At 41.5% G+C, this 6,803-nt stretch carries 5 protein-coding genes and 1 pseudogene; 3 read left to right on the forward strand and 3 right to left on the reverse strand.

The genetic code is table 11. From position 1 onward, the window contains the following. Positions 1–168 precede the first annotated feature (168 nt). From smc to scpB, 3 genes are read left to right on the forward strand one after another with little or no spacing between them, the layout of a single operon-like run. On the forward strand, positions 169–3,669 hold the full coding sequence (gene smc / locus F7C14_RS10495) for a chromosome segregation protein SMC (RefSeq protein WP_290902661.1): 3,501 nt from the start codon (positions 169–171) through the stop codon (positions 3,667–3,669). Positions 3,670–3,683: 14 nt separating this feature from the next. Beyond that, on the forward strand, positions 3,684–4,349 hold the full coding sequence (locus F7C14_RS10500; protein ID WP_290902663.1) for a segregation/condensation protein A: 666 nt from the start codon (positions 3,684–3,686) through the stop codon (positions 4,347–4,349). Continuing rightward, positions 4,333–4,848, forward strand: a complete 516-nt coding sequence (gene scpB / locus F7C14_RS10505; RefSeq protein ID WP_290902665.1) for an SMC-Scp complex subunit ScpB — start codon at positions 4,333–4,335, stop codon at positions 4,846–4,848. The genes F7C14_RS10500 and scpB overlap by 17 nt, the downstream gene beginning before the upstream one ends. On the opposite strand, the gene F7C14_RS10510 is transcribed toward scpB, so the two are convergent. From F7C14_RS10510 to F7C14_RS10520, 3 genes and pseudogenes are all read right to left on the reverse strand, one after another. Continuing rightward, positions 4,849–5,595: an ABC transporter ATP-binding protein gene (locus F7C14_RS10510; RefSeq protein WP_290902667.1), complete on the reverse strand. Its 747-nt coding sequence runs from the start codon at positions 5,593–5,595 to the stop codon at positions 4,849–4,851. It abuts the gene before it with no gap. Continuing rightward, complete coding sequence (locus F7C14_RS10515; protein WP_290902669.1) at positions 5,592–6,602, reverse strand: iron ABC transporter permease; 1,011 nt, start codon at positions 6,600–6,602, stop codon at positions 5,592–5,594. The genes F7C14_RS10510 and F7C14_RS10515 overlap by 4 nt, the downstream gene beginning before the upstream one ends. Beyond that, a pseudogene (locus F7C14_RS10520) lies at positions 6,599–6,803 on the reverse strand (iron ABC transporter substrate-binding protein); the annotation flags it as partial. The gene F7C14_RS10515 and the pseudogene F7C14_RS10520, both read right to left, overlap by 4 nt.

A 6,803-nucleotide genomic window follows, 5' to 3' on the forward strand; every position in this document is an offset into this window, starting at 1 on the left:
AGGAGATTGAAGCCAAAATCGTCGAACTCAGCAAGACCGTCAAAACGCTAATGGATGAAGTACTTTATCTGAAAGCAGAGATTTCTCCGAAAAAAGAGGATTTGGCTGAAGATTTTGTTGAAGGGAAAGAGGAAGAGAAAAGGGACGACATTATAATATGCGACTGAGATGCACATCGAAAAAATCGAGCTAAAAAACTTCAAATCGTTTTCTCGAAAAACCGAAATTCCTTTTGTCAAAGGATTTAACGTTATAAGCGGACCGAATGGAAGCGGAAAGTCGAATATCATAGATGCCATTCTCTTCTGCCTCGGGTTATCTTCCTCCACGAAAGTTCTCAGAGCTGAAAAACTGACGGACCTCATAAGCCTGAATTCAAACGGAAAGGAGGCGGAGGTTAGCATAATCCTCAAGAGCGAGGATAGAGGAGAGAAGAACAAAATAGAGGTGAAGAGGAGAATTAAAGTCACCGAAAGCGGCTACTACAGCTACTACTACATAAACTCAAAACCTTGCTCTCTAACGGACGTGAAAAAGCTTCTTGAAAAAGCGGGAATTTACGAAGATACCCCTAACGTCATAATGCAGGGAGACGTAACGAGGATAGTCGAAATGAGCCCATATCAGAGGAGAAAGATTATAGACGATATAGCCGGAATTTCAGAGTTTGATGAGAAAAAGGAAAAAGCTTTGCAAGAGCTTGAGGTCGTCAGGGAGAACATAGAAAAGATTTCAGCTGTTCTGGCGGAGGTAGACCAGCAGTTAAAAACTCTTGAAAAAGATAGAGAAGAGGCGCTACGATACAAAAGTCTTCTTGAAAGGAAGGAAGAGCTCGAAAGAGAAATTCTCGCCCACAAAAGGCAGGAAGTTTTAAGAAAACTTGAAAGGGTTACGAAGGAGATAATAGAGGGTGAAAGGGAAATAGATAAGCTTCACGAAGAGTTTACGAAAATAAAAGCAGAAGTCGAGAAGCTAAACGAGGAATTCGAAGAAATAGTAAGGGAAATCTCGTCAAGAATGGATGAAAAGTACAAAGAGCTTCAAAAGAAAATTTCCGAGGCAAGAGCTGAAATCGAAAAAATTTCCGAAGAAAATGAGTTCTACAGCTCTCAAATTCAGGAGCTTGAAAGTAAAAAAATAAAGGTTCTCTCGGAGATATCTAAACTCAGAGATGAGATCGACGAGGTTCTCAAAGAGCTTGAAAAACTCTCCCTCCAAAGGATGAGCGTTGAAGAAGAAAAGGAAGAACTTGAAAGTAAGATAAATCTGCTAAAAATAAAAATTTCTCAAGCTGACGAAAAGTACGGAAAACTGAGAGACGAGTTTTTAAGGAAGAGAGAGGAGGTTGAGAAGTTAAAGACTAAGCTAAATGAAGTAATCAGGGAGAGAGACGTCATTCTTGAAAGTTTGAGAAAGCTTGACATGTTTTCAGCTGAACTTTCAGCGGAGAAGGGGGTTGCTGAAAAAGAGATCGAAGCTCTTAAAAGAGATGTTGAAAAAGAAGAAAAAGAACTGGAAATTCTAAAGAAACAGTTATCTTCAGAGTTAAAAAGCAGAAATGAGATCGACAAGAGAATTTTCTCGATAAGAAGAGAGCTTGCTGATTTGGAGGAAAAGATAAAGGAGAAGGAAATAGAGCTGACAAAGATTAGAACGGAAATTAGTTCGAGAGAGACTTTCTTTGGAAAAGCAGTAGAGCTAATTTTAGAAGCAAAGGAGAAAAGAGCTCTTCCGGGAGTTTACGGAACCGTCTCTCAACTTGGAGAGGTGGATCAGGAGTTTGCATTAGCTCTCGAAGTTGCTGCCGGAAACGCTCTGAGTTTCATAGTCGTTGAGAATGAAGAAGACGCTGTAAGAGCGATAAACTACTTAAAAGAGATAAAAGGCGGTAGGGCGACTTTTCTCCCCCTAAACAAGATAAGAAAAAACTTCGGAAAAATCGACCTCGACAAAAAAGTTCTGAAAGAAAAAGGTGTGATAGACTATGCGGTGAACTTAATCAGATGCGAAGAGAAGTTCAGACCGATTTTCAATTTTGTTTACAGAGACACCCTCGTCGTTGACAATCTTGAGAACGCTAAAAGGCTGATGGATGGTAGGAGGATAGTTACTCTCGATGGCGATTTAATCGAAAAAAGCGGAGCTATGACTGGAGGAAGTCCAGAAAAACTCAAATCTGGAATCCTGATGGTCAATGAGCTTTTAAAAAAGGAAAAGGAAGTTCTTGAAGAAATAACCGTGTTAAACTCGAAAAAATCGATACTGAACGGCGAGTTGAGAAAAGCGGAGGATGCTTGGAGAGATGCCCAGAAAAAGATCGAAGAACTTGAGGAGAAAATAAGGGAGATTCAAAATGCCATCTCCTCAAAGAAGGGGAAATTCGAGGGCATGCTCTCACGAATTTCTGAGATCGAGAGGAAGCTGAAAGAAAAGGAAGAAGAAAAGGAAGTATTGAAAACCAAGTTATCGGAAAAGAACGAGGAAATTAAAAGACTCGAAGAGGAAATAGCGAAAATTTCATCGGAGATGGAAAAGATCGAAAGGCAGCTAAGGGGTAGTGAAATTCCAAAACTTACGGAGGAGCTGGAAAAACTAAAGAGCGAGTACGATGTAAGAACTGAAACGCTCAGAAGAATAGAAACGCAAGTGGAAAAGCTCACGTTCGTGCTAAGTCAAAAGAACAATTCAATAAAGGAGAGAGAGGAGGAAATCAAGGAGATTGAAAGACGGGTTGAAGATATACGAAAGAAAATAAAAGAAAAGGAAGATAGAAAGGTCGAACTCGAAAAGCTTCTAAAAAGCTACGAAGAAGAGGTTTCCAAGCTTGAGGAAGAAGCAAAAGATCTCAGAGCAAAAAGAGATGAGATTTTCGAAAAAATGAGAAGGAAAGAAGCCCAGAAGAAAGAGATCGAATACAGAATCGTAGCTTTGACGGAAAAGCTAAAAGCGAGAAGGGAAGTCGAAGAGAAGCTTAAAGCTGAACTTACCACTTATCCAGAAATACAACCGAAGATGAAGAAAGAAGAGGCTATTGATCAACTCGAAAAGGTTGAAAAAGAGCTTGCAGACTTCGGAGAAGTGAACATGAAAGCAATTCAAGAATACGAAGAGGTGAAGAAGAGAAGAGACGACTTATTCGAGAGAAAACTTACTCTCGAAAGAGAAAGAGAGGAGATTCTCGAAAGAATAGAGAAGTACGAGAAAATGAAAAGGGAAACTTTCTTCGAAACGTTTGATAGAATAAACGAGTACTTCAAAGAGATTATCGCAGAGCTAACGGAAGGGTGGGGAGAACTTTATTTGGACAATCCCGAAGATCCGTTCAACAGCGGCTTACATATGCGCGTCAAGCCAAGAAACAAGCCGATTCAAAAACTTGAGTCGATGAGCGGAGGAGAGAAGAGTTTGGTTGCCTTAGCTTTTATTTTGGCAATCCAACGCTACAAACCGGCTCCCTTCTACGCTTTCGACGAGGTGGACATGTTCCTTGACGGTGTTAACGTTAAAAGGGTAGCGAAGATGATAAAGAGGATGTCGAAAAACGCTCAGTTCATTGTCGTTTCGCTGAGAAAGCCGATGATCGAGGAGGCTGATGCGATAATAGGCGTTACCCTCGGGAGGGATAACTCATCGGTGGTAACTGGAATCAAACTCTCGAAGACCCAGTAGAAATCCTCCTAAACATGGCTAAGAAGGGGGAAATTGATCCTTGGAATGTCGATGTTGTGGAGGTAGCCGACAAGTTCTTAGAAGAGCTTGAAAGAGCGAAAAAACTCGATTTAAGAGTTTCCGGGAGAGTTTTGCTTTACGCAGCCATACTCGTTAGAATGAAGTCGGAAATACTCACAAACGAACTTTTAAAGGTTGAGGAGGAAGAAAGTTTTGAAGAATACTTCCAGCCAGAGTTTCAGGACTTCGAGTTTGAAGAATACGTGGTGGAAGACATAGAAGACGAGGTGATCAAATCTCTCATTGCAACGGGAAGCAGGAAGAAGAAGCTGAGGAGATACACAACTCTCAAGGACTTGATAGAGGAGCTGAAAAAAGCGGAAGAAAGAAGGAGAAAAAAGAAGAGAAAAGTCAGGAGAGAAAAAGATGTTAGAGAAGATCCCCTCGAAACCCCCCATGAGGAGAACGTTGAGGAGTGGATTAGAGAGGCAGAAAAAATCATTTTTGATTTTGCAAAGAGAATGGAAATAATTCCCTTCTCTAAAGTTTGCGGTGAGGATATTGTTAGGAGTTACGTATCTATTTTGCATCTGGCGTTCAGAAAAAAAATAGAGATCTGGCAGGAGAAAATTTTCGAAAGCGAAGTCCTCCTGAGGTGGATAGATGAAAGAGGCAATTGAAGCAATCCTCTTCTCATCTCCAGAGCCGATATCTGCCGAAAAGATAGCAAAAATAATAGGAGCTGAAAAAAAAGCCGTGGAAGAAGAAATTGAAAGGTTGATCGAAGAGTACAGCAGCAGAAAGACCGCATTAGAGATAATAAAGCTTGGAAGGAGATATTTAATGAGAGTAAAGCCAGAATTTTCGAGATACGTTGAAGAATACATAGAAAGGGATTTACCAAAAGGCGTACTCAGGACTCTTGCGGTAATAGCTTTAAGACAACCGATAAAGCTGTCGGAACTCGCTAAGATAAGGGGAAACAAGTGCTACGAGCACGTGAAAAAGCTGAAAGAGCTGGGATTCGTGAATGTTGAGAAGAAGGGGAAAAACACGATTTTAACAACCACAAAACTCTTCGCAGATTACTTCGGATTGAAGTCGGCAAATCCGGAGGAGATAAGAAAAACGCTGAGCAAATATGTTAAAAGGGATGCGAAGCTTGAGGATTTTTTGTAGTCATTTTGGAAGGATGATGACTTTCCCATTTAATTTTATCACGTCAACTTCGACGCCGTAAACAGCTTTTATGTTCTCCTCGGTTAAAATTTCGATCCCTCCACTTGCGTAAATTTTCCCCGATTTCATCATAACTATCCTATCGGCATAATTGGAAGCGATGTTCAGATCGTGTGTCGTTATGATCGCCGATATCTTTTCTTTTTTAACTATTCTCTTCAAGAGCTTCATGAAGGCAACTTGATTGTTTATGTCAAGATTGTTGGTCGGTTCGTCAAGAAGAAGAATTTTCGGCTGCTGTGCAAGTGCTCTCGCTATCATAACACGTTGGAATTCCCCTCCGCTCAGTTCGTTTAATTTTTTCGTCGCAAGCCCGTTAAGATTTAAAATTTCCAGAACTTTTTCCACAATCCTGAAATCTTCTTTTTCAGCCCTCCATTTAAAGTGAGGCTTTCTGCCAAGAAGAACTGCATCGAAAACCGTAAGATGGCTTATCTCTCCCCTCTGCGGAACGTATCCCACCATCTTTGCGTATTCATCTCTGCTAAATTCGAACGCACTTTTACCATCAATGTAAATTGCCCCTTCAGCTCTTAAAACTCTTGCAAGCGATTTTAGTAAAGTCGTTTTTCCGCTTCCGTTCGGACCTATTACGAAAAGCATTTCTCCCTCTCTAAGTGAAAATGAAACTCCATCTAAAGCCCGCCTCTTACCATATGAGACTCTAAGCTCTTTTGCCTCTATCATCTTCCAACACCTCTCAAAAGGAGGTATATGAAAACCGGTGCTCCTACAAAAGCGGTAACTATCCCGACCGGAATTATAACCGGAAAAAGGATTGCCCTTCCAAAAGAGTCGGCTAATAGTAGCATTAAAGATCCGACTACCGCACTTAGCGGAAGAAGAAATCTGTAATCTTCTCCCAAGAATATCCTCACAACATGGGGGGAGATTAAGCCGACAAAACCAATTATTCCGGTAAAAGAGACGCAGATTGCTGTTAAAAAAGCAGAAAGAAGAAGCCCTTCAACTCTCACTCTTTTCGGATCCACACCGAGGGTTTTGGCTACTTCATCCCCACTCAAAAGAGCGTTATAGTCCCAAGCTCTCCTTAGAAAGATTAAAAATACCGCCAAAAAAGAAAGAGCGATTATCGCAGCCTCTCTCCAAACCGTTCTTCCCACATCTCCAAATGTCCAGAAGACCACCGAAGCTATCAATACTTCATTCTGGGAAAAATACTGGATCAACATCGTTGAAGCTTGGAAAAAAGATGCCATCGCTATTCCAGCCAAAATCATAGCCTCTGGAGATAGATCCCTGATTTTCGAAAGTATAAGGACGATTTTCACGCTCAGCAACGCTCCTATAAATGCGAAAACGGGGACGATGTATGGATTTGAAATCGTAACGCCCTCCCCCGTTCTGTGAAGGATTCCGGCACCAAGGTAGATTATCGCAAAAGCCGCACCAAAAGCAGCACCCTGAGAAATCCCGAGAGTGAATGAGGAGGCAAGAGGATTTCTCAAAACGCATTGCATAACCGCCCCACTTACGGCAAGACTTGCCCCTACGAAAACAGCGGTCATAACTCTGGGCAACCTCACATTCTTCACAGCAGCGTTTTCAAAGATGTCTTTAAGGGAGATGTTTGTCGGAACGAAGAAAAGAGAGAAAATTGTAGATGCAACTAAGAGAAATAAGAGAGTCACTCCAACCAAATGCTTCCTCCGAACGAATTCTTCGTAGTTCATCTGAACTCTTCAGCGAGGTTTTTAAATCCCCCGTACCTTTTCGCAAGCTCTCCGTAGAGCTTTTTCCCGACGAAGAACTCTATTATCTCGTCGGCTTTCTTTTCAACATCTATGTCCGCAAACCTCTCCGGATAGAGTACCTTTCCGATGAAATAGGCGTCTGCCAAGGCTATTTCGACGTTCGTCCAGTAGAAGTTAAAG

This window comes from Ferroglobus sp., from assembly GCF_015521575.1.
Lineage (GTDB): Archaea > Halobacteriota > Archaeoglobi > Archaeoglobales > Archaeoglobaceae > Ferroglobus.